Origin of the sequence: Sphingomonas trueperi, from assembly GCF_040545965.1 — a bacterium.
Classification (GTDB): domain Bacteria; phylum Pseudomonadota; class Alphaproteobacteria; order Sphingomonadales; family Sphingomonadaceae; genus Sphingomonas; species Sphingomonas trueperi_C.
The window spans coordinates 194834-213837 of record NZ_JBEPMV010000001.1 but is presented as its reverse complement, the minus strand read 5'-3'; the positions used below and the strand labels follow the sequence as shown (position 1 = coordinate 213837).

Sequence of the window (19004 nt, the reverse complement as noted above, 5' to 3'; positions counted from 1 at the left end):
CCGCGTGTCGTAACCCGTTGCTTGATGCGCATTTCGCGCGCCCCCACGTGCCGACGCGCTCGCTCACTCCCACCGGAAAGCCGCCCGTCTGCTTACGCCCCCTTGCGGACATTCGCACCTGAAGCGATGATCCTCTGATGACCTCATTCGCGCATGCCATGCTGATCCTTTTCATCATCGCATGGTTCGTGGCGGTCGGCGCCTGGTTCTATGGTTTCTGGTTCTTTTTCCCGATGTGGCTCAACGGCTTCCGACCGTCCGAGAATCGCGACGGATATGGCCGAAAGGCAGTCAAGGGTTATGCAATCTTCGTCGGTGCGGTGCTTTTCGGTCTAGCGGTGGGCGGATTAGCTGAACTGGCGGGTGGCTGGGGGCAATGACTGCTTCCCACCAGTTTCGGACATTCGGTCGTATCTCGCAAAGACTGCCCCGACATAAAAAGGGCCGGGATCGCTCCCGGCCCTTTCGCTTTTCTCCGATCGCGTGCCCGATCAGAACTCGGCGCGCACCCCGAACAGGAAGGTGCGGCCGTAATAGTTGATCTCGCCGAAGCGGTTGGGATCGTCGTTGTAGGTGTACAGCTTGGCGCCGGACAGGTTGATCGCCTCGACGCTCAGCTGGACGTTGGGCAGCAGCTTGTAGCCGATGCTGCCGTCCAGCGTGCCGAACGGCGCGGTGTAGGTCGGCGCCTGGGTGGTGCTGCCGGTGCCCGAGAGATACCGGTCGCGCCACACATAGGAGAGGCGCGTCGAGATCGGGCCCTTCTCGTAGAAGCCGACCACGTTGAAGCTGTTCTTCGACAGGCCGATCAGCTGGTCGACGATCGGGCGTGCGCCGGCGGTGTAGGTCGCCTTGACCGAGGTGTGGGTATAGCTCGCCTGCATGCCAAGCCCGTCGAACGGCGCGGGCAGGAAGGTGAACACCTGGTTGTAGCCCGCCTCGACGCCGTACACCTTGGCCTTGCCGCCATTGACCTGGGTCGAGAGCAGCACCGTGCCGCGGCCGGGGATCTCGGTGTTGATGTTCTGCGCGGTGATGTAGTTGTCCATCGCCTTGTAGAACACCGCACCGGTGAGCGCGCCGCGCGGGTTGAAATACCATTCCAGCGCCCCGTCGAACTGGGTGGCGAGGAAGGGGAGGAGCTGCGGGTTGCCGCCGCTCGCGGTCGGCGCGTCGGTCGACAGGGTGATGCGCGGCGCGCTGTCGGTCACGTTGGGGCGGGTCAGCACCCGGCTCGCGGCGAAGCGGGCGACCAGCGTCTTGGTCAGCTCGGCCTTGAGGTTGAAGCTCGGCAGCCAGTCGTTGAACGTCTTGGGGAAGGCGGCCGGGGTGATCACGTTGCCGGCGCGCAGGAAGCCCGTCGCGTTCTGGTCGGTATGGACGTAGCGGATGCCGACATTGCCGAGGATGTCCACGCCGCCCAGCATCGTGCCATAGTCGAGCCGCGCATAGGCCGAGGCGGTCTTCTCGGTGGTCTTGAACGAGGCGGCCTGGTCGCTCGGCGTCAGCGGCGCGTTGGCGACGGCGCTGGTGAAGAAGGCGTTGTAATAGGCCGAGGTCACCGGGGCGAGCCAGGTGCGCGGCAGGTTGCCCGAGACGTTCTCGAGGAAATCGTCATAGGGCAGCGGCTGGTAGGCGCCGGCGCCGAGCGAGCTCAGCGGTGTGCCCGCGGGCGGGTTCATGGTGAAGTCGCGGCGCCAGTAATCGCGCTTGCGCCAGTGATACTCGGCGCCCACCGCCACCTTGCGGAGGAAGCCGCCCACGTCATAGGCGGTGTCGAGCCGGGCGAACTTGTCCCAGTCCTTGCTGTTCTTCGGTGCGATGTTGAAGGTGTAGAGCTGGTAGTTGGCCGGGTTGTTGGGATCGACCGTGGTGGTGATCGTCGGCAGCACCTTGTAGCCGCCCGAGGCATCATAGGTGAACGGCGCGAAGAACATCGCGCGGCTGCGCACGGTGCCCTCGGCGTTGCTCGGGTGGAAGCTGTGCGCCGACGACCAGTTGAGGTTCGCGGTCACGTGGAAGCGATCATGGTTCCAGGTCTGCTTGAGGCCGATGGTCAGCAGGTCGTGGCGGTTGAGGCTGTATTCGCGGCTGGCCATGAAGCGGACGTCGTTGATCGTCGCGCCCACCACCGTGTTGCCCTGAAGCTTGACCGAGCCGGGGACGATCACCGGCGTGTGGCCGGCGACGCTGGTATCGTCGGGATAGATGTCGAGGCCGAACTCGTCATAGGCGACGTCGAGCCGGGTCGCGAGCACGTCGAGCGTGGTCTCCAGCTCGGGGGTCGGGCGCCACTGGGCGGAGACCAGGCCGGAGATGCGCTTGCGATCCTCGGTCTCGATCGTCGGGCGGGTGCGGGTGGGGGTGTAGAGGCCCGATTGCAGGCCGCCCTGGGCGGGCTTGGTGAACTTGTCGAGGTTCCAGCCGAAGTTCATGAAGCGGTCGTTGCGGACCTCCTTGCCCCAGTACTGCGCGCCGACCAGGATGCCGAAGGTGTCGCCGAACGTGTGGCTGCCGATCAGCGTGGCGTTGGGCTTCACCTTCTTGGTCTGCGAGGTGTAGGTGCCGCGCAGATTGGCGGTGACCTTGTTGCCGACGTCGAACGGACGGAAGGTGCGCACGTCGATGTTACCGCCCAGCGCGCCCTCGGTCATGTCCGAGGTCGGGGTCTTCACCACGTCGATATTGGCGACGAACTCGGCGGGCAGCATCTCGAAGCGGAACTGGCGGCCGTTGGCGCCACCATTCTCGATCAGGTCGTTGAGCGCGACCGGGCGGCCGTTGAGCAGCGTGCTCTGGAACTGGGGCCCGAGGCCGCGGACCGAGACGTACAGGCCTTCACCGCGCGGCCGGGTGATCGCGACGCCGGTGACGAGCTGGAGCGCTTCGGCGACGTTCTGGGTGGGGAACTTGCCGATGTCGGTCGAGCTGATCGAATCCAGGCCATATTCGGCGCGGCGCTTCGCCTCGGTCGCGGCGGCAAGGCTGCGGGCATAGCTGCCGTTGACGACGATCTCGTCGGTGCCGGTGGTGTCGTCCTGCGGCGGCGTCGTCTGGGCATAAGCGGAGGCGAGCGTCGCCAGCGTGAGGGCGAGCGCCGAGGTCGCGCGAAGCAGCGCGGAATGGGGTTGCATGACTGGATTCTCCCTGGACCCTTATTGGTCTTGTGGGAGCGCCCTAACGGGGAGTCGGAACGGCACCGTGTCGGTTTGATTGCAACATGATGAAACGGGGGCGGGGGTTTGTTACTGGGTCGTTACGGTGACGGGTTGTGGTGGAAGCGTTTGCAAATCACCTTGGCTGCCTGCTGCCCAGCATCCCCCCTCACCCTTCCGCCGCTTCGCGGCTCCCTCCCTCTCCCCTTGTGGGAGAGGGAAGGGGCCCATCGCGCTAGCGATGGGAAGGGTGAGGGGGATGCGGGAGAGGGCTTATGGCCCGCGGATGCAAAAAGGGCCGGGGATCGCTCCCCGGCCCTTTTCGTTTGCTTGTCCCGAAGGGATCAGGCCGCGGCGACTTCTGCCGTGTCGACCTTCACGCCCGGGCCCATCGACGAGGACAGGGCGACCTTCTGGAGGTACTTGCCCTTGGCGCCCGCTGGCTTGGCCTTGACGACCGCGTCGACGAGGGCGTCGAAGTTGCGGCGCAGGTCTTCGTTCGAGAAGCTCACCTTGCCGATGCCCGAGTGGATGATGCCGGCCTTTTCGACGCGGTATTCCACCTGACCGCCCTTGGCGGCCTTCACCGCTTCGGCGACGTTCATGGTCACGGTGCCGAGCTTCGGGTTCGGCATCAGGCCCTTCGGACCCAGCACCTTACCGAGACGGCCGACCAGGCCCATCATGTCCGGGGTGGCGATGCAGCGATCGAAATCGATCTTGCCGCCCTGGATGGCTTCCATCAGGTCTTCCGCACCGACGACGTCTGCGCCGGCAGCCAGGGCTTCCTCAGCCTTGGCGCCGCGGGCGAACACGCCCACGCGAACGGTCTTGCCGGTGCCGGCCGGGAGCGTGACGACGCCGCGGACCATCTGGTCGGCGTGGCGCGGATCGACGCCGAGGTTCAGCGCGACTTCGATCGACTCGTCGAACTTGGCGGTCGCATACTGCTTCACCAGCGCGATCGCTTCATCGACGCCGTGCAGCTTGATGGGGTCGACGCTCCAGCTCTTCTGCTTCTTGGTCAGCTTTGCCATGGAATCAGCCCTCCACCACTTCGAGGCCCATCGCGCGGGCCGAACCTTCGATGATCTTCGTCGCGGCTTCGATGTCGTTCGCGTTCAGGTCCTTCATCTTGACCTGGGCGATTTCCGACAGCTGCGAACGCTTGATCTTGCCCGCGACAGCCTTGCCCGGCTCCTTCGAGCCCGACTTCAGGTTGATCGCCTTCTTGAGCAGATAGGTCGCCGGGGGCGTCTTGGTCTCGAACGAGAAGCTACGGTCTGCATAGACGGTGATGACGGTGGGGAGCGGGGTGCCCTTTTCCACGTCGCCGGTTGCGGCGTTGAACGCCTTGCAGAATTCCATGATGTTCACGCCGCGCTGACCCAAAGCAGGGCCGATCGGCGGCGAGGGGTTTGCGGCGCCGGCGGCCACCTGCAGCTTGATATAGCCGGTAATCTTCTTAGCCATGTCACTCTCTTTCAAGTCGAGCGGTACAAGCGACGACCAGAGGCCGCCTCCCGCATGGTTCCCGAGCTGTGTGCTTGGAAGCGCGCGGCCTTAGCCGAATGTGGCGCGCGGAGCAAGGGGGTGCCGGGGGTGGAAGCCGGCAGCCCCTTGCGTGGATCGGCCGATCGTCAGCAGCGGTGGACGTTGAGATCGTTGATGACGTTGTTGTAGGTCTGCAGCAGCGTCTCGGCATCCTGCACCGCCTGCGGCTTCATCATCTGGAACGAGGAACCGTTGCGGTCCTTCGCATAGGTGCCGTCGTCGGTGCGCTGGATAATGTCGCGCCCGGCGGCGAGATAGGCATTGGCATGCGTCATGAAGCTGGCGCAGGCCGTCTTGTCCTTCTCGCGCGCCTTGGTGTCGAACTGCACGGCGATGGTGTTGAACCGGTCGAGCGAGGCCGCGAAGGCCGCCTTCTGGTCGCCCAGGCCCTTTCCGTCGAGCACGCCGCCGACATGGTCCATGCTCTCCTTGAGGTAATAGACCGTGCCCTTGCGGTAATAGTCGAGCGAGTCCTTCTTCGCCGCATCGAACGCGGCCTTCACGCGTGCGCGGTCGGCCGCGTCGATCGCCTTGGCATAGGCGGCCTGGGCGGTTGCGACCTCCTGGAGTGCGGCGAGCAGGGCGGGCTGCACCTCGCGGCCATGCGCACCCTTGTCGCCCATGTAGCGCTTCGCCTCGACGTAATTCTCCATGTCGCGGTAGAGCGGCGCGATCTTGGCGAGTGCGGCGCTATAGCTGCGCGCCGCCCCGTCGATCGCCGCCATGGCGGGGCTCAGCGCGAGCGCCTTGTCGAGCTGCTCCTTGATCCGGTCGATGCCGGGTTCGGAGGGGAAGAACAGATCGTCGAGGTTCTTGCCGCTGTCGAGCTTCGGCTTGATGTCGCGCTGATAGGTGGCGCCGATCTCCGCGAAGGAGGTGCGCGCCGTGTTGGCGGCTTCGACATAGGCATTGTATTTCTGCATCTCGCTCTGGTCGGCGGCCGACGTGGGCGCGCTGGCATTGTCGCCCCCCTTGGTCCCGCACGCGGAGAGCGCGAGCACGCAGGCCGGGAGCGCCGTGGCGCAGAGCAATTTCCTGAACACGAAATACACCTCACTCTGGTTACTGACAGGATGGGGCTCCAAGTCCTTGGGAGAAAAGACTGTTGCGCCACCGCGGGCGCCCTGTGCCCGGCCCGGCCGCGGCGTTCAAGGGCGGGCGGTGGTGGCTGCCCCGAGAGGAGGGGGTAGACTATCGAGGTGTAGGGGAGGTTCCGCGTCCCGACTGCGCGAGAGGCATCCCGCGCAGTCGGCAATGGGTCACGCGTGGGCGAGCGCGCGGGTTCGTCTGCGCGTCATGGCGCCGATCAGGCCGAAGCCCGTGAGCATGATCGCCCAGCTGGCTGGTTCCGGCACCGGGGAGATCGTGAAACTGAAGGTGTTGAACTCGACGATATTCTCGCCGGAGGTCTCCGCGTCACCGCTATATCCCGCAGGCGGCGTCGCATTCCAGCGGACCGCGGAAAACAGCCCGAAGGTCCGAAAATCAACATCGTCACCGAGGGAGAAATTCAGGATGTCCTTGGTGGCATCCTCATGGATGAGGACTCGGCCGACGCCGATCAGCCGGTTGTCGTTGGCAATCATCTGCGACGAGGTGGTGATGGAGGTGCAGGGGCCGGCCGGCTGGAAGGCGGTTTGGCAAATCGCATCAATGCTGGGATTCGCGATTGCCGCCAGCGCAGGAAGCGACAGGGCGTTGAAGCTCACGTCCAGATATTTGAAGTGGCTGATACCATAGCCTTCATCCCCGTCGAACGTTAGCCAGTTCAGGGTCAGATCCATGTACGACTTGGCGGCGGGAGCGCCATCCACCTTGGTGTCGAAATACGTGGCAAAGCTGGTGACGGAGCGCCACCCGTTGCAACCCGAATATTCGAGGCAGTCGGGCTCATCCGGGTACACCGTTGTGACCACCGGCGGATCATTGATGATCGCCTGGAGCGTCACGCTGCCCTGTGTCCCGCCCGAGAAGTAGTCATAGTACCCCCCGGTTATCGTGACCTTGTACGGCTTTGCCTCTGCAGCCGTGCCTAGCAGCAGCGCCGCTGCTACCATCGCAACTCGAATCATCTGATATCCCCTGTTTCCGTACGGAGGGGAGACCGTAGCGCCATATCGCATCGGCTCAAGCATGGTTAACGATTGCTTAACCGGAATATTTCAGTGGCTTATCGGCTTTGTTTTCGAGGATGTGCTTGGTGGGTACGCTCTTGGTTGTCGCCGGATAGGCCCTGTCCGCGACATCACGGCCGCAGTTCCGCCGTGTGCCCCGCCTCAGCGCCGCCGATATCGCCCTCGGCCACCCATTCGCGCCACAGCAGCACCAGCGCCGCCATCAACGCGGGGCCGACGAACAGGCCGAGCAGCCCGATCGTCTCCACGCCTCCCAGGATTCCGATCAGCACCCACACGAAGGGGAGGCGGGTGGTGCCGCCGATCAGGCTCGGGCGCAGGAAATGGTCGATCACGAAGTTGAGCGCATAGCCGATCACGCCGACGATGATCGCCGCCATCACCGCGCCCTTGGCGAGCAGCAGCAGCAGCGCCAGCACCAGCACCACCGCCAGCCCGAACGGGATGATCGAAGCGAAGCCCGAGAACAGCCCGAGCAGGATCGGGTGCGGCACCCCGCCGATCACGAACAGGATCGACATCAATATGCCCTGGGCGAGCCCCAGCAGCACCATGCCGTCCACCGCGCCGCGCACCGCCGCGAAGATCTGGCGGCCGAGCCGGTCGCCCGCGTCGCCGAACGCGCGGGTCGCGCCGCGCTCGAGCTGGCGGACGATATTGTCGCGGTCGCGCAGCAGGAAGAACAGCACGACCAGGGTGAAGCCGAACACCACCACGCGGCGGATCAGCGTGTGGGTGAGCGCGCCGGAATGGCTGCGCCACAGCGAATGATCGAGCTTGCCGAACTCCGCGGCGGCGGCCTCGGGGGTGGCGAGATGGAGGCTCCACCAAGCGGTGACCTGCTCGCGGCCCCAAGGCAGGCGGGCGACCCAGTCGGGCAGGGCCACGCCGTGCGCGCGGGCATCGGCGATCCAGGCGGCGACCGATTGCGCCTCGACCAGCGCCTGGCTGATCGCGATCGACAGCGGGATCAGCACGATCAGCAGCACGCCCAGCGTGAGCAGCGCGGCGACGAGCGTGGGGCGGGGCAGGCGGGCGCTCAGCCACACCCGGAGCGGCTCGACCCCGATGGCGAGTACGCCCGCCCATAGCACGGCCGGTACGAACGCCATGCCGATCCACAGCGCGGCGGCGGCAATGACGGCGGCGAGCACCACGCGCGCTCGGGTCTGGGCTTTGGTCGTCTGCGGCATCTGGTCCCCCGGGTGTTCGGCGGGGACAGTGGCGAGGCGTGGCGGCGCTGGCAAGCGGCGGGCCGTGATCAAGCCCGATGAACCAATCAAGTCCTTCACCCGTTTAGCAAATCTCCACGACGCCGGGAGGGATCGGCGCGCGTGGAGCGTCATCTTTGGAGAGGAATGGACATGAAGCACATCATCATGGCCGTCGCGGCGCTTGGCCTCGCGACGACGGGGGCGGCTGCGCAGAGCAGCGGCCAGGCCGGCTCGCACAATCCGGTGGTTAAGGACGGCACCGCGCATCATGTCGGCACGCCGGCCAAGGGCCACAGCTCCTTCACCGAAAGCCAGGCCAAGGGCCGGCTCGCCAAGGCGGGCTATACCGACATCACGGGTCTCAAGGGAACCGAGAATGGCGCCTGGCAGGGCATGGCGATGAAGAACGGCAAGAAGGTGACCGTGACGCTCGACTACAAGGGCAACATCACCGCGCGCTAACCCCATAAGTTCTGCAGGAGAAATGCGATGAGCCGGACCATTACCCGTCTGTTCGACGATTATTCGGATGCCAAGGCCGCGGTGAACGAGCTGGAGCGGCTGGGCGTGCCGCACAGCGACCTCAGCATCATCGCCAACAACACCCATGGCGACCATGACGTGAGCGACGTCAACGCGCATGGCGACGTCAGCCGCGGCGCCTCGACCGGCGCGGCGCTGGGCGGCGTGGGCGGCCTGCTCGCGGGCCTCGGCCTGCTGGCGATCCCGGGCCTCGGCCCGATCGTGGCGGCGGGCTGGCTCGCCTCGACCGCGGCAGGTGCGGCGATCGGCGGCGTCGGCGGCGCGGCCACCGGCAGCATCGTCGGTGCGCTCAAGAATGCCGGCGAGAGCGAGGACGATGCCAACGTCTATTCCGAAGGCGTCCGCCGCGGCGGCACGCTGGTGAGCGCGCGCGTGGAAGACTCGCTGGCGCCGGAAGCCGAGGCGGTGCTCAACCGTCGCGGCGTGACTGCGGCGACGCGCGGCGCGGCCTATCGCCAGTCGGGCTGGACGGCGTTCGACGACAAGGCGCCTGCCTATACCCGCGACGAGATCGAGCGCGAACGCAGCGCCTATCGCGAACCGACGGTACTCTGAGCCGACGGCCCGGCGGCATCGCGCCGCCGGCATCGTGCAGTGGAAAGCCGGGGCCTGGTCCCCGGCTTTTTGCATTCTGCTGCAATCCTCTAGCGGTTGCCTAACCCGGCTGCCGGTGCCACGCTGGTGGCAAGGGGAGAGCACGGACATGGATATCGCAGCATCCGCGGGAGCGGGCACGGACGCGCACGCCGACACGACCGCGACGGGCAAGCCGCATTTCGAGGTGCTCGACGGGCTGCGCGGCACGGCGGCGGTGATGGTGGTGCTGTTCCACCTGATGGGCATGCCGATCGCCTGGGCGGACGATGGCCAGTGGCTGCATCACGCCGCGATGGCGGTGGATTTCTTCTTCGGCCTGTCGGGTTTCGTGATCGCCTATGCCTATGACGGGCGCTGGCCGGCGATGTCGGTCCTCCAGTTCGTGCGGATCCGCCTGATCCGGCTGCACCCGCTGGTGCTGCTGGGCGCGGTGCTCGGGCTGATCAGCTTCCTGGTCGATCCGTTCGCGGCCAACCAGAAGCTGGTGCCGCTGTCGGTGGTGCTCGTCGATTTCTTGCTGGCGCTGCTGCTGCTGCCGCACCCGGTGCTGCCCAACCGCTGGACCGACACCCACAGCCTGAACAGCCCGGCCTGGTCGCTGCTGCAGGAATATATCGGCAATCTCGCCTATGCGCTGGTGCTGCGGCGGCTGGGCACGCGGGCGCTGGGGGCAGTGACCGCCGCGGCGGCGCTGTGGCTGGGCTGGCTGCTGTGGCACCGCAACAGCATCGACATGGGCTCGGACTGGCTGAGCTGGTGGGGCGCGCCCGCCCGGATGGCGTTCTCCTTCACCATGGGGCTGTGGCTGTACCGCGTCCGCGAGCGGCTGCCGCAGCTGCGGCTGGGCTGGGGCGTGCTCAGCCTGGTGCTGGTGCTGGTGTTCGCCGCGCCGCTGGTGCCCAAGGCGATCCCGCACGGCAACGGCCTGTTCGAGGGGGCGGTGGCGATGCTGCTCTTCCCGGCGATCCTGGTGTGCGGAGCGCATTCCGCGATCGGCGGGATCGAGCGGACGCTGTGCACCCTCGCCGGGCGGATCTCCTACCCGATCTACATCCTGCATTACCCGTTCCTGCTGGTGTACATGAACTATGCGCTGAACGCGAAGCCGTCGGCCGCGAGCCTATTGCTGGTGGGGGCAGGGGTCTTCGTGCTGGTGGTCGCCGTCAGCTGGCTGGCGCTGCGGCTGTATGACGAGCCGGTACGGGCGCGGCTGCGGCGCTTCGCCGGGGCGCGCACGGCGCCGGGGACGTAGCGATGACCGCCGTCGATCCGCTCGACCTGCCCGCGCGCTCGGCGCTGTACGGGCGGCATGCGGCCTTCGCTGTGGTGCAGGGAGGCGCGCGCCGCTACCATCCCGAGGTCGGGGTGTTCGCCGCGATCGACTCCCATGCGCCGGAGGTGCTGGCGGACCTGGCTGCGCTCGTCGCAGCGCATGGCGACGTCGCCTTCCTCGAAGCGTCTGTCCCGCCGATCGGGCCGGGGCTGCGGATCGTCTCACAGGACCTCGGCGTGCAGATGGTCTGTGCCGAGCTGCGGCCCGGAACGCTGCCGGACGTGCCGATCCGGCCCCTCGGCGACAGCGATGCCGGTGCGATGCTGGCGCTCGCCACCCTTACCGAGCCCGGGCCGTTCTTCGCGCGCACCCACCAGCTTGGCGACTTTCTGGGAATCGAGCAGGACGGCCGCCTGCGGGCGATGGCAGGCGAGCGGATGAAGCCGGACGGCGGTACCGAGATCAGCGGCGTCTGCACCCATCCGGACGCGCGCGGGCGCGGCTATGCCCGTGTGCTGCTCTCCGCTGTCGCTACGCGCATCCTGGCACGCGGCGAGGTGCCGTTCCTCCATGCCTATGCCAGCAACGACGGCGCGATCGCGCTCTATCGCTCGCTGGGGTTCGTGCTCCGCCGCGAGGTGCAGATGACTCGGCTGGGCCTCGAAGAGGCGCGCTGAACGGGCGGCGCGCCAACAAAAAAGCCGGGGTTTGCGCCCCGGCTTCTTCGTGTTCGTGATGGCAGGGGCCCGCAGGCCCGCCCGGCTTACTTGACGCGTTCGACGTCCTCGAAGCCCAGCTCCAGCGGGGTCGCGCGGCCGAAGATCGAGATCGAGACCTTCACGCGGTTCTTGTCGTAGTCGAGTTCCTCGACCACGCCCGAGAAGGTCGCGAAGTTGCCGCTGATCACCTTGACCGTGTCGCCGATGTCGAAATCGACCTTCAGCTTGGCCTTGGGCGCCGCGGTGGCCGCTTCTTCCTTGGTGTTGAGGATGCGCGCGGCTTCCGCCTCGCTGATCGGCTGGGGCTTGCCCGAGCTGCCGAGGAAGCCGGTCACCTTCGGCGTGTTCTTCACCAGGTGGTAGACGTCGTCGTTCATCTCAAGCTTGGCGAGAACGTAGCCCGGGAAGAACTTCCGCTCGGACTGGATCTTCTTGCCGCGGCGCACTTCGGTGACCGTCTCGGTCGGCACTTCGACGGACTCGACGAGGCGATCGAGGCCCAGGCGGGTGGCGTCGGCCAGGATCTGGTCGCGGACCTTGCCCTCGAAACCGGAATAGGCGTGAATGATGTACCAGCGCGACATGGGTGTTGGTCTTTCTCTTACTGCGCGAGGCGGAGGAGGGCGTTGACGATCATGTCGAACAGCGAATCGATGCCGAGGAAGAAGCTGCCGAGCAGCGTCGTCATGATCATCACCATCACGCCGGTCATGATCGTCTCGCGGCGCGTCGGCCAGGCGATCTTGCGGGTCTCGGTCTGGACCTGCTTGATGAATTCGACGGGGCTTGTCTTCGCCACTGGGGCTATCCTCGTGTGAAAAATGGCGCTTCGGGCATGGGTCCGCTGCCCGGTCCTTTTCAGGAACCGGTGCAATCCACCCAAGCTGTCGGCTAGGGGGCTGTATCTAGAGGATCGTGTCGAGGAGCGCAAGCGGGGGTTGGGGAGGGGTGTTTGCGGGGCGTGGGGCGTGCGGCTTGCCCCCTCCACCACGCTGCTGGCGCAGCGCGGTCCCCCTCCCCCGGCTTCGCCGAGGGAGGAGACGCTTACGGCGATGGAAGAAAGCGTCTCCTCCCTCGGAGCGCAGCTCCGGGGGAGGGGGACCATTCGCGCAGCGAATGGTGGAGGGGGCTTGGGCAAAGGAACTGCAGCTCAGCGCTGCTTCATCCCCCGCACGCGGTGCCAGATATAGAACGCCACCAGCCCGACCAGCACCACGCCGATCAGCGCGTCGGCGCTGTGGAACGCCGCCTTCATGCGGGGATCGCTGTCCCACTTCTCGCCCAGCGTCATGCCCACCCAGGCAAGGCCGAAGCACCACGGCCAGCTGCCGAGAAAGGTGTACACATGGAACGGCACCAGCTTCATCCGCGCAACGCCCGCCGGGAAGGCGATGAACGAGCGGATCACCGGCAGCAGCCGGCCGATCAGCACCGCGATGCTGCCGTAGCGCGCGAAGAAGCGGTCGGCGGCGTCGATTTCGCCCGGGCCGATCAGCAGATATTTGCCCCAGCGCAGCGCCAGCGGCCGGCCGCCGCGCTTGCCGATCTCGTAAGCGACGATCGAGCCGAGGTTGCAGCCGATCGCACCGGCGGTCGCCGCCAGGTACAGGTCGAACCGGCCGGTCGAAACCAGATAACCGGCGAACGGCATGATGATCTCCGACGGCAGCGGAATGCACGCGGACTCGATCGCCATCAGCACGGCGATGCCGAGATAGCCCCCGCTCGAGATGACCCAGATGGTGAAGGTGGCAAGGATGCCCAGAATCTTTTCGACCATGCGCGCTTGGTTGGGGCAGCCGGCCGCGTTTGGGAAGCCGCTTTTTGCGCGCTGCAGCGAAAAGCCGAGCGGGGTTGGCGGCAGGGAAGGGGTCTGATAACCCGGAGTAAATCGCACGCATGGAGAGGGTTGCGGGAATGACGATCGAAACGTCGCGGCGGGGTTTTCTTGCAAGTACGGGCAGCGGCGCAGTGGCGATCGGCGGCTTGGGCGTGCCGCTTCCTGCCGCGGCCGACACCGCGCCGGCGGCGCCCGCGAAGCTCCAGCCGTTCGACATGGCGGACGTGACGCTGGGCGAGGGCCCCTTCCTCCACGCCCAGCGTGCGACCGAGGCCTATCTGCTGCGGCTCGAGCCCGACCGGCTGCTCCACCAGTTCCGCGTCAACGCCGGGCTCAGTCCCAAGGCGCCCGCCTATGGCGGTTGGGAATCGGACCCGCTCTGGGCCGACATCCATTGCCAGGGGCATACGCTCGGCCATTATCTCTCGGCCTGCGCGCTCGCCTTCCGCGCCACGGCCAAGCCCGAATATAAGAAGCGCATCGACTATATCGCGACCGAGCTCGGCGCCTGCCAGGACGCCGCCAAGAGCGGCCTCGTCACGGCGTTCCCGAACGGCGCGGCGGTGGTCGCGGCGCATCTGCGCGGCGAGAAGATCAGCGGCGTGCCCTGGTACACGCTGCACAAGGTGTATGCGGGCCTGCGCGACGGGGCGCTGCTCGCCGACAGCGCACCTGCGCGTGCGACGCTGCTCCGGCTCGCCGACTGGGGCGTGGTGGCGTGCCGGCCGCTGACCGACGCCGAGTTCGAGGCGATGCTCGAGACCGAGCATGGCGGCATGAACGAGGTCTATGCCGATCTCTACGCGATGACCGGCAAGGCGGACTATCGCACGCTGTCCGAGCGCTTCTCGCACAAGGCGCTGCTGACCCCGCTCGCCAAGGCGCGCGACCATCTCGACGGGCTCCACGCCAACACCCAGGTGCCCAAGGTGGTCGGTTTCCACCGCGTCTACGAGACCACCGGCGATGCGTCGTACCGGGATGCCGCGGCGTTCTTCTGGAAGACGGTGGCGGAGACGCGTTCCTTCGCGACCGGCGGGCACGGCGACAACGAGCATTTCTTCGCGATGGCCGATTTCGAGAAGCACGTGTTTTCGGCCAAGGGATCGGAGACCTGCTGCCAGCACAACATGCTCAAGCTCACCCGCAGCCTGTTCCTCCATGAGCCGCGCCCCGAATATGCCGACTATTACGAGCGGACGCTGTTCAACGGCATCCTCGCCTCGCAGGACCCGGACAGCGGCATGGCGACCTATTTCCAGGGCGCACGGCCTGGGTACATGAAGCTCTACCACACCCCCGAACACAGCTTCTGGTGCTGCACCGGCACCGGCATGGAAAACCATGTGAAGTATCGGGACTCGATCTACTTCCACGACGATCGCGCGCTGTTCGTGAACCTGTTCCTGCCCTCGACGGTGCGCTGGCGCGAGAAGGGTGCCGAGCTGGTGCAGGAAACCCGCTTCCCCGAGGAACCGCGCACGACGCTGCGCTGGAAGCTGGCCCGGCCGACCGACGTCACCCTCAACCTGCGCCATCCGCGCTGGAGCCGCACCGCCACCGTGCGGGTGAACGGCCAGGTCGCGGCACGTTCGGTCGCGCCGGGCAGCCGGATCGAACTCGCGCGCAGCTGGCGCGACGGCGACGTGGTCGAACTGCAGCTGGTGATGGAGCCCGGGATCGAAAGCGCCCCCGCCGCGCCGGACGTGGTGGCGTTCACCTATGGCCCGCTGGTGCTGGCGGGCGCGCTCGGTGCGCAGGGGCTGGCGAAGGGGGCGGACATCGTCGTCAACGAGCGCGAATATGGCCGCTACAATGACGGTCCGGTGCAGGTGCCGGTGCTGGCGGGCGATCCGGTCACGCTGGCGGCGGCGATCCGGCCGGGCGCCAAGCCGCTGGAGTTCACCCTCGCTGCGGCGGACGGCGTGCCGGTGCGGCTGATCCCCTATCACCGCATCGCCCACGAGCGCTACGCCACCTATTGGAAGCTGGCGCCGGCGCGGGCGTGATGCCGGCGCCGGCGCGCTGCGCGATCAGGCGGTCGCTGCCGAACGGGTGCCGGTGCGGGCGCGACGCCGCAACGCCGCGCCGGCAAGGCCCAAGCCGGAGATCAGCAGCGCCCATTCTGCAGGTTCGGGCACGGAAGTGACGTCGACCCGATAGCTGTACGGGCTCGAATCGTCCGAGTCGCCAAAGGACAAGTGGTTTCCGTCGACGCGGTAATAGCCCACTTCAAGAATGTCGCCCTGCCAACCACGATAGGGGCCGAGAACGGTCCACAATACCGAACCGGACTGCATCGGCTCATCTGGGAAGTAGGAGAAGAAGGCAGGGCCGTCGTCGCTCGCGATGTACTCTCCATCCCGATACCACGAAAACTCATAATAGATGTAAGACTCAAATCCGACGAAGATCGGACGGCTAAAGCTGAAATCCAAGCGATACGTACCTGGCGTGGAAAGGCCTGGTATATCGATCACGGTGCTTGTTGAGGATGTGCCGACATAGGTGGCGGCGACAGCGGGTGTTGAGAGGAAGGCCAGAGCCAGCGCTGCGATGCTTCTTATCATATGTCCCCCAATGAAAACGCAGGTCGATGCACAGGCCTTGCCGCAAATTTCTGCCGAACCCGCATGTCGACTTCCGGGGATCGGAGCGCCATGCTGGCCATGACGCAGCGTTTACCATGACCGGCACGCAAGCGGTAATGTTATTAGTCGGTTAGGCGATGTTCCGCTGCGGAAGCCGCGATGTGCGCGCTCCGCTCCCGCAGCGCGTCTCACGCGAATTTAATTTGTCCGGATCTGCACATCAGCCCGTCTTCCTGCTGAGCACGGAGACGGGCCGCGCATCGGCGCGACGCCCGTACGCCTCGATTTCCTGAACTTCCAGGTCGCGGGCGGTCCCTCGCGGCTGGACGAACGTAACGCGCAGCCGCTCTGGGACCTGCATGGAGATCGTATGACCAAGGGACGTATAACCGCCGCCACCCGTCATCTTCTGCCCAAGGCGGCGCTCGCCGCGCTTGCCGTGCTGCCGTTCCAGGCAGCGCATGCGCAGGGCTGGCCCGCACCGGTCGCGCCGCTGCCCGAGCTGGCGACCGCGCTCGACAAGCGCTTCCAGCCCGCGCTCGATTTCGACACCGATGTCTGCTTCAACGTGCCCGCGGTGAACGCCTCGGGCGCGATCAGCCCCAAGGCCTCGACCTACGCGACCAAGCCGCCGGCCTCGTGCCGCAACCCCGACTATCTGCGCACCAGCAACGCCTATGTCCGCACCCGCTGCAACAACGGCTATTGCGCGCGGGTCTATGCCTATTTCTGGCAGTCGGACTTCTCGCACGCCTATGACTGGGAGACGATCATCGTCTGGACCACCGATGCCGGCGTCAACAGCAGCGTCGTCGGCGTCGCCCGCGACTCCCATGGCAAGTGGGACACGCGCGCGACCAAGGACGGCCAGCTCCGCTTCCAGAGCGATGCGACCGGCAACCAGCATGTGAAGATGGTCTTCCACTACGAGACGCTGGGCTTCTCGCACCTGTTCCGTTTCTCGAAGACCGACGGCGGGGACGAGCCGCCCGAAAACGGCACCGGCACCTGGGTGGTCCAGCCGCTGGTCAGCTGGAACGGCTATCCCTCGCTCGCCGTGCGCAACGCGATCGCCAACTATGATTTCGGCAGCGGCAACTTCGAGATCAAGGACGCGCGCTTCGCCGGATCGCTGAAGGCGGCGCTCAACACCAGCATCACCCCGGGCTTCAACCCCGATGTCGATGCCGGATCGGACTCGCCGGGCTGCCCGGCCGGTTCGACGATCTGCTGATCGGATCGGTGCCCGCGTCGCCTCCGGGCGGCGCGGGGATATCGGCCATGGAGCACAGGACATGAAACATAGCCGGTTGTTCGTCGCCGGCGGGGCGCTGGCGGCACTGGCCGCGGGCTGGGCGCTGCTCGGCAAGGCGGGGTCCGCACCGACGCCCGCGGCGCAGGGCGTGGTCACCATCACCGCGCGGCCTTCCTCGGCACCGCCGACGCCGGCCATGCGCGGTCCCGTCGCGGTCGCCGCGGCGCCCGCACAGATCGAGGCGCAGGTCCGCCAAGCCTATCCGCTGTTGCGGGACGTGGCGTTCGGCTGCGACGCGCGCGGCTGCGCGGTCACCGCGACGATCCCGCCGCCCACTGACGATGCCTTTCTGGAGAAGCGGCAGGCGATGCTGCTCGGCGGGCTTGCGCACACGGTCGAGGGGCTGGGCTATGCCGCCACCGGGCCGGTGCAGATGGAGGAGGTGTCCGAGAACCTGTTCCACATCCGCCTTGCGGTCGCCCAGGCATCTGCGCACTGATCCGCCAAGCGCCACCAACAAGAGATTGACGCGCCAGCTTGCCGCGCGGATATCAGCATCTGGGCATATCTTCCTGGGGGATCAGATGAACATCGTACGGCGTTCCTTCGCGCATGCGGGGAGCATGGTCGCGCCTGCTCTGGCGCTCGTTCTTGCTGCGTGCAGCGGCGACAGTGGTAGCGCGCCGCCCGCGCAGCCGCCGGTGAACCAGCCGCCCGCCAACCAGCCGCCGGCATTCACCTCGGGCGCGAGCGTCAGCGTCGTCGAGAACGTCACCGGCCCAATCTATCAGGCTGCTGCGACCGATCCCAATGGCGACGCGCTTACCTACACGATCGCAGGCGGTGCCGATGCCGCCCGCTTCACCATTACGGCAGCGGGGCAGCTGGCGTTCGTCGCCTCGCCGAATTTCGATCAGCCGGCCGACGCCGACCAGAACAACGCCTATGAGCTGCAGATCGGGGTGAGCGACGGCAAGGCGACCACGACGCTGGCCCTGACCGTCACCGTGACCAATGATAAGGAGGGCATTGCGGTGCGCCGGGTCGGGTCCGGCTTCGTCCAGCCGGTGGCGATCAGCGTGCTGGACGACAGCACGATACTCGTCGCGGAGAAGGGCGGCGCGATCTACCAGCTCAATGCGACGACCGGCGCGAAGACGCTTATTACCCGCATCGCCACCGTCGGCCCGAAAGGGGTGCTCGCGATTGCGGTTGGATCGACGTTCAAAAGTGACGGCACGTTTTTTGCCATGTACCATTCCGATAGCGGGTACCTGATCATCAACCGCTTCACCCGTGATGCGTTCGGGACGCACGAGGACGCGAGGGGGTTGGTAGGCGAACTGGCACCGAACTATGCCGGGGGCGGCTGGCTAGGCTTTACCGTCGACGGCAGTTTGTACGCGGCGACCGGCGACGCAGGCGGCAGCGGCGATCCGACGGGGAGCGCGCAGAACGACAGCTCGGTGCTGGGGAAGCTGCTCCGCATCACCCGCAACCCCGATCCCTACGCGGGGGCCGCGCTGAGAGATTTCCTCGTGTCGATGGTCGCAAAGGGGCTGCACCAGCCGAGTGGGGGCTCGGAGTCCTACGCCTCGGGCAGCCGCATCTTCATATCGGACCATGGGCAGGATATGGCTGAGGAACTCAACCTCCTGTCTACGACGACCCTGAGCGGCGTCAATTTCGGCTGGCCCTTCAAGGAAGGAACGCGGACGGTTGCGGCAACGCCGCCGGCCGGCCTCACCGATCCCGTCCTGGAATATTATCGCACCGGCGGGCGCAATAGCGGCCAGGCGATCGGCGCCGGCGCTGAAGGTCCGGGAGATATGCGCACGCCGAGCGACTTCTATGTTTTCTTCGACACCGGCGGGGCGATCTTCACCGTCAAGGGAAACACGCTCGTACCGGGCAAGACCGTCACGCCTGACGCGTTCGAACGCCGCGATGCTGATTTCGCGCCGGATGCTGGCACCCTGTCGCATCCGGTCGCGATGAACCGCTCGAGGGGAACCTCGTGGTTTTACATTCTCGATGCGGGCGGCGACGTGTTCCGCGTTGACCCCAGCTGACCTTCCGCTTGGCAGAAACGAACCCGCCCCGGCACGCGCCGGGGCGGGTTTTTCGC

At 66.5% G+C, this 19004-nt stretch carries 19 protein-coding genes; 9 read left to right on the top strand and 10 right to left on the bottom strand.

The genetic code is table 11. From position 1 onward, the window contains the following. The first annotated feature begins 137 nt into the window (after positions 1-137). On the top strand, positions 138-380 hold the full coding sequence (locus ABIC35_RS01135; RefSeq protein ID WP_121078402.1) for a hypothetical protein: 243 nt from the start codon (positions 138-140) through the stop codon (positions 378-380). Positions 381-491: 111 nt separating this feature from the next. On the opposite strand, the gene ABIC35_RS01130 is transcribed toward ABIC35_RS01135, so the two are convergent. From ABIC35_RS01130 to ABIC35_RS01105, 6 genes are all read right to left on the bottom strand, one after another. Continuing rightward, complete coding sequence (locus ABIC35_RS01130; RefSeq protein WP_121078401.1) at positions 492-3134, bottom strand: TonB-dependent receptor; 2643 nt, start codon at positions 3132-3134, stop codon at positions 492-494. 365 nt (positions 3135-3499) lie between these two features. Then, positions 3500-4192, bottom strand: a complete 693-nt coding sequence (gene rplA, locus ABIC35_RS01125; RefSeq protein WP_121078399.1) for a 50S ribosomal protein L1 — start codon at positions 4190-4192, stop codon at positions 3500-3502. Between the two features lie 4 nt (positions 4193-4196). Next, positions 4197-4628, bottom strand: coding sequence for a 50S ribosomal protein L11 (gene rplK / locus ABIC35_RS01120; RefSeq protein ID WP_093297642.1), 432 nt, complete (start codon positions 4626-4628; stop codon positions 4197-4199). A gap of 167 nt (positions 4629-4795) precedes the next feature. Further along, the gene (locus ABIC35_RS01115; RefSeq protein WP_354278169.1) at positions 4796-5752 is read right to left on the bottom strand and encodes a YiiG family protein; all 957 of its coding nucleotides are present in this window, start codon (positions 5750-5752) and stop codon (positions 4796-4798) included. Positions 5753-5968: 216 nt separating this feature from the next. Next, positions 5969-6781 (bottom strand): PEPxxWA-CTERM sorting domain-containing protein, encoded by an 813-nt coding sequence (locus ABIC35_RS01110; RefSeq protein ID WP_354278168.1) that lies wholly within the window; start codon positions 6779-6781, stop codon positions 5969-5971. A gap of 173 nt (positions 6782-6954) precedes the next feature. Then, positions 6955-8037, bottom strand: coding sequence for an AI-2E family transporter (locus ABIC35_RS01105; protein WP_183049437.1), 1083 nt, complete (start codon positions 8035-8037; stop codon positions 6955-6957). Between the two features lie 171 nt (positions 8038-8208). Between ABIC35_RS01105 and ABIC35_RS01100 the strand changes: the two genes are divergently transcribed. The 4 genes from ABIC35_RS01100 (at position 8209) to ABIC35_RS01085 (ending at position 11148) form a co-directional block, all read left to right on the top strand. Then, positions 8209-8520: a hypothetical protein gene (locus ABIC35_RS01100; protein WP_121079550.1), complete on the top strand. Its 312-nt coding sequence runs from the start codon at positions 8209-8211 to the stop codon at positions 8518-8520. A gap of 27 nt (positions 8521-8547) precedes the next feature. Then, positions 8548-9156 (top strand): general stress protein, encoded by a 609-nt coding sequence (locus ABIC35_RS01095; RefSeq protein ID WP_121078395.1) that lies wholly within the window; start codon positions 8548-8550, stop codon positions 9154-9156. Positions 9157-9304: 148 nt separating this feature from the next. Further along, positions 9305-10450: an acyltransferase family protein gene (locus tag ABIC35_RS01090; RefSeq protein WP_121078393.1), complete on the top strand. Its 1146-nt coding sequence runs from the start codon at positions 9305-9307 to the stop codon at positions 10448-10450. A 2-nt stretch (positions 10451-10452) separates the two neighbouring features. Continuing rightward, on the top strand, positions 10453-11148 hold the full coding sequence (locus ABIC35_RS01085; RefSeq protein ID WP_121078391.1) for a GNAT family N-acetyltransferase: 696 nt from the start codon (positions 10453-10455) through the stop codon (positions 11146-11148). A gap of 86 nt (positions 11149-11234) precedes the next feature. Here the strand turns inward: ABIC35_RS01085 and nusG are convergent, their stop codons facing one another. From nusG to ABIC35_RS01070, 3 genes are all read right to left on the bottom strand, one after another. Continuing rightward, positions 11235-11774: a transcription termination/antitermination protein NusG gene (gene nusG / locus ABIC35_RS01080; RefSeq protein ID WP_121078389.1), complete on the bottom strand. Its 540-nt coding sequence runs from the start codon at positions 11772-11774 to the stop codon at positions 11235-11237. A 17-nt stretch (positions 11775-11791) separates the two neighbouring features. Then, a complete protein-coding gene (gene secE / locus ABIC35_RS01075) occupies positions 11792-11989 on the bottom strand; it encodes a preprotein translocase subunit SecE (protein WP_121078387.1) in 198 nt (65 codons plus the stop codon). 351 nt (positions 11990-12340) lie between these two features. Continuing rightward, positions 12341-12970 carry a DedA family protein gene (locus ABIC35_RS01070; RefSeq protein WP_121078386.1) on the bottom strand — a complete coding sequence of 210 codons (630 nt, stop codon included), beginning with the start codon at positions 12968-12970 and terminating at the stop codon, positions 12341-12343. A 137-nt stretch (positions 12971-13107) separates the two neighbouring features. Here ABIC35_RS01070 and ABIC35_RS01065 point away from each other — a divergent pair, with 137 nt between their 5' ends. After that, a complete protein-coding gene (locus ABIC35_RS01065) occupies positions 13108-15039 on the top strand; it encodes a glycoside hydrolase family 127 protein (RefSeq protein WP_121078384.1) in 1932 nt (643 codons plus the stop codon). 24 nt (positions 15040-15063) lie between these two features. Here the strand turns inward: ABIC35_RS01065 and ABIC35_RS01060 are convergent, their stop codons facing one another. After that, the gene (locus tag ABIC35_RS01060; RefSeq protein WP_121078382.1) at positions 15064-15600 is read right to left on the bottom strand and encodes a PEPxxWA-CTERM sorting domain-containing protein; all 537 of its coding nucleotides are present in this window, start codon (positions 15598-15600) and stop codon (positions 15064-15066) included. A 391-nt stretch (positions 15601-15991) separates the two neighbouring features. Here ABIC35_RS01060 and ABIC35_RS01055 point away from each other — a divergent pair, with 391 nt between their 5' ends. The 3 genes from ABIC35_RS01055 (at position 15992) to ABIC35_RS01045 (ending at position 18948) form a co-directional block, all read left to right on the top strand. After that, positions 15992-16855 carry an NPP1 family protein gene (locus ABIC35_RS01055; protein ID WP_121078380.1) on the top strand — a complete coding sequence of 288 codons (864 nt, stop codon included), beginning with the start codon at positions 15992-15994 and terminating at the stop codon, positions 16853-16855. Positions 16856-16916: 61 nt separating this feature from the next. Next, a complete protein-coding gene (locus ABIC35_RS01050) occupies positions 16917-17375 on the top strand; it encodes a hypothetical protein (RefSeq protein WP_183049436.1) in 459 nt (152 codons plus the stop codon). 85 nt (positions 17376-17460) lie between these two features. Further along, positions 17461-18948, top strand: coding sequence for a PQQ-dependent sugar dehydrogenase (locus tag ABIC35_RS01045; RefSeq protein ID WP_183049435.1), 1488 nt, complete (start codon positions 17461-17463; stop codon positions 18946-18948). Positions 18949-19004: the final 56 nt, after the last annotated feature.

Bases quoted from the DNA above. Each gene is read 5' to 3' on its own strand.
- ABIC35_RS01130 (WP_121078401.1), bottom strand. From the start codon at position 3,134: ATGCAACCCCATTCCGCGCTGCTTCGCGCGACCTCGGCGCTCGCCCTC.
- ABIC35_RS01060 (WP_121078382.1), bottom strand. From the start codon at position 15,600: ATGATAAGAAGCATCGCAGCGCTGGCTCTGGCCTTCCTCTCAACACCC.
- ABIC35_RS01095 (WP_121078395.1), top strand. From the start codon at position 8,548: ATGAGCCGGACCATTACCCGTCTGTTCGACGATTATTCGGATGCCAAG.
- ABIC35_RS01090 (WP_121078393.1), top strand. From the start codon at position 9,305: ATGGATATCGCAGCATCCGCGGGAGCGGGCACGGACGCGCACGCCGAC.
- ABIC35_RS01110 (WP_354278168.1), bottom strand. From the start codon at position 6,781: ATGATTCGAGTTGCGATGGTAGCAGCGGCGCTGCTGCTAGGCACGGCT.
- ABIC35_RS01045 (WP_183049435.1), top strand. From the start codon at position 17,461: ATGAACATCGTACGGCGTTCCTTCGCGCATGCGGGGAGCATGGTCGCG.
- ABIC35_RS01050 (WP_183049436.1), top strand. From the start codon at position 16,917: ATGAAACATAGCCGGTTGTTCGTCGCCGGCGGGGCGCTGGCGGCACTG.
- ABIC35_RS01105 (WP_183049437.1), bottom strand. From the start codon at position 8,037: ATGCCGCAGACGACCAAAGCCCAGACCCGAGCGCGCGTGGTGCTCGCC.
- rplK (WP_093297642.1), bottom strand. From the start codon at position 4,628: ATGGCTAAGAAGATTACCGGCTATATCAAGCTGCAGGTGGCCGCCGGC.
- ABIC35_RS01135 (WP_121078402.1), top strand. From the start codon at position 138: ATGACCTCATTCGCGCATGCCATGCTGATCCTTTTCATCATCGCATGG.
- nusG (WP_121078389.1), bottom strand. From the start codon at position 11,774: ATGTCGCGCTGGTACATCATTCACGCCTATTCCGGTTTCGAGGGCAAG.
- ABIC35_RS01070 (WP_121078386.1), bottom strand. From the start codon at position 12,970: ATGGTCGAAAAGATTCTGGGCATCCTTGCCACCTTCACCATCTGGGTC.
- ABIC35_RS01055 (WP_121078380.1), top strand. From the start codon at position 15,992: ATGACCAAGGGACGTATAACCGCCGCCACCCGTCATCTTCTGCCCAAG.
- ABIC35_RS01085 (WP_121078391.1), top strand. From the start codon at position 10,453: ATGACCGCCGTCGATCCGCTCGACCTGCCCGCGCGCTCGGCGCTGTAC.
- ABIC35_RS01100 (WP_121079550.1), top strand. From the start codon at position 8,209: ATGAAGCACATCATCATGGCCGTCGCGGCGCTTGGCCTCGCGACGACG.
- rplA (WP_121078399.1), bottom strand. From the start codon at position 4,192: ATGGCAAAGCTGACCAAGAAGCAGAAGAGCTGGAGCGTCGACCCCATC.
- ABIC35_RS01065 (WP_121078384.1), top strand. From the start codon at position 13,108: ATGACGATCGAAACGTCGCGGCGGGGTTTTCTTGCAAGTACGGGCAGC.